Raw genomic sequence first — 1894 nt, 5'->3', positions numbered from 1 at the left:
GGAGATTGAGAAACGCCATGACGACGACCCGCTTTGCTACGCTGGCCGCCGCCCTCGCCTTCACCGCCGCCGCGCTTTCGCCCGCCGCAGCCGCCCCGCGTCCCACTGCCTGGACCGGTCTGCAGCCCTACGGCATCGAGGCCACTGGCTCGCTCGGCGCCCCGGCCGGCGGTCTGTTTGGGTACGACAACAACCCCTACACCTGCCCGATGAGCTCGGCCGCCGAGGGCAACGCCAATCAGCAGCACTTCCCCGTCAAGCAGTATGGTCAGACCTCTGGTGGCAACCGCTGCTGATGAAGCTGAAGCCTGTCTCCTACGCGATGATCGGCCTGTTCGCCTTCGCCCTAGCGGCGACGTTGATGGGCTCGGTCCAAGTTCTGCTCGGCGTCTGACACGCCCGCGGTTGAGCGTCCGCCAATCCGATGAAGGCCCGCGCCTACCCTCAGGTGCGGGCCTTCTGCGCTTGTCAGGCTCGCGCAGTCGTGAGCCCGGAGAGACAGATCCGTAACCAAACCGCCGAATGATCGCCGCAGGCCGACGGTAGCCCGTACGCTTCCGCGACAATCAAGAGCCCGAGCATGACGCGAGCCGATCTCGACAAGCGCGCCGAGCTGACCGTGTGGCCAGGCCAAGGCCCGGCTCAGGTTGCGCAGGGGCATGAGTTCCTGACGCTACGTGAGGCACTCGCTGCGGCGGCCGAAGCCATCGATGCCGAGGACGCACAGCCCTGGATCATCACCGAGGACGGCGATATCCTCTCACCGCGATGGATCAAGGCCAATACCAACAAGCCCCGCCTGCAATAACAGGCCGTGGGCCGGCGCTTCGTGGTCTCAAGTCCCGCCGCACCGCGCCGACCCTCACGCAACTGCCCGGCCAAGGCTTCACGGGCGAGCCCCAGGGAACTGGCCCAGGAACGCCTGTCGTCACGTGCTCACCCGCTGCAGGCCGTGTGGTGTCGCGAATGCGTCGGGCGCGCTGACAGGAGGATGCGGAGCGGTAGCGAGCGGGTACGAACTGGTTATCTGTCAGGCCGCCCTAAGCTCCTCGATCATGCGCAGCGTGGCCGCACGTTGCTCCTGTAAACGTTCGATCAGCAGCGCTAGGTCGCCACCTGTTCGAGCAGCAGTCTCAACCTCGCGGCAGAGGCTCGACAAGCCGACGAAGCCAAGGGAACCGGCCGCTGAGACGAGAGCGTGCGCGTCGTAGGCGATCTGCTCTCGGGCCGCCTCACCTGGGCGAAGGCGCTGGGTGACTTCGCTTGCGAGAAGGCCGAGCATGGCGCCGAGCCGATCGGCTCCGAAGCTCTCCTTCATCTCCGCGAGCACCGCGGTGTCGAGCACGGTTGGATCGATGTCCTGACCGAGGGCTGGCGCCGCTCCGATTGTCGCCGGTAACCCATTGGGGGGACGTTGAGCCCATCGATCAATGGCAGCGAGCAGTTCGTCACGACGAAACGGTTTGCCGACGTGATCCGTCATGCCCGCATTCCGAAACTCGGTGAGCTGCTGCGGGAGAACGTTGGCCGTCAGCGCGATGATGGGGATAGCGGAGACTGGCCCGGCCAGCGCGCGGATGGACCGGGTGGCGCTCATCCGACCCCGCCGTGATCCGTCGGCCGCTCGACCCCGCGTGGACCGCAAGCCACGGGCGGGGGAGCGACCGACATCACCAACGCGGGCCTATACGCGACGCGGCCCGTAACTGGACATGCCATGGCGCGGTTGCGGTCCGGTGAACGAGCCGGCATCGATGGGGCATGATCCGGTCCGAACTCGTCGCCCGCATCGCTGCGCAGAACCCGCACCTCTACGCCAAGGACGTCGAGGCGGTGGTCGACGCCATCCTCGACAAAATGACCCGCGCCCTGGCGGACGGCGATCGCGTGGAGC

At 66.9% G+C, this 1894-nt stretch carries 4 protein-coding genes; 3 read left to right on the top strand and 1 reads right to left on the bottom strand.

All coding sequences use genetic code 11. The features are described from left to right. Nucleotides 1-17: 17 nt before the first annotated feature. Together MKK84_RS31525 and MKK84_RS31520 are read left to right on the top strand one after the other, a co-directional pair. Nucleotides 18-296 (top strand): hypothetical protein, encoded by a 279-nt coding sequence (locus MKK84_RS31525; RefSeq protein ID WP_243926380.1) that lies wholly within the window; start codon nucleotides 18-20, stop codon nucleotides 294-296. A 284-nt stretch (nucleotides 297-580) separates the two neighbouring features. Then, complete coding sequence (locus MKK84_RS31520) at nucleotides 581-808, top strand: hypothetical protein (RefSeq protein WP_243926376.1); 228 nt, start codon at nucleotides 581-583, stop codon at nucleotides 806-808. A 222-nt stretch (nucleotides 809-1030) separates the two neighbouring features. On the opposite strand, the gene MKK84_RS31515 is transcribed toward MKK84_RS31520, so the two are convergent. Further along, nucleotides 1031-1597, bottom strand: coding sequence for an Hpt domain-containing protein (locus tag MKK84_RS31515; RefSeq protein WP_243926374.1), 567 nt, complete (start codon nucleotides 1595-1597; stop codon nucleotides 1031-1033). 164 nt (nucleotides 1598-1761) lie between these two features. Between MKK84_RS31515 and MKK84_RS31510 the strand changes: the two genes are divergently transcribed. Further along, nucleotides 1762-1894, top strand: a 133-nt coding sequence (locus MKK84_RS31510; RefSeq protein WP_243926378.1) for an HU family DNA-binding protein, incomplete at its 3' end; no start/stop codon positions are given.

Origin of the sequence: Methylobacterium sp. E-065 (assembly GCF_022829605.1) — a bacterium.
Classification (GTDB): Bacteria; Pseudomonadota; Alphaproteobacteria; order Rhizobiales; family Beijerinckiaceae; genus Methylobacterium.
This window is presented reverse-complemented; position numbering and strand designations above follow the sequence as displayed.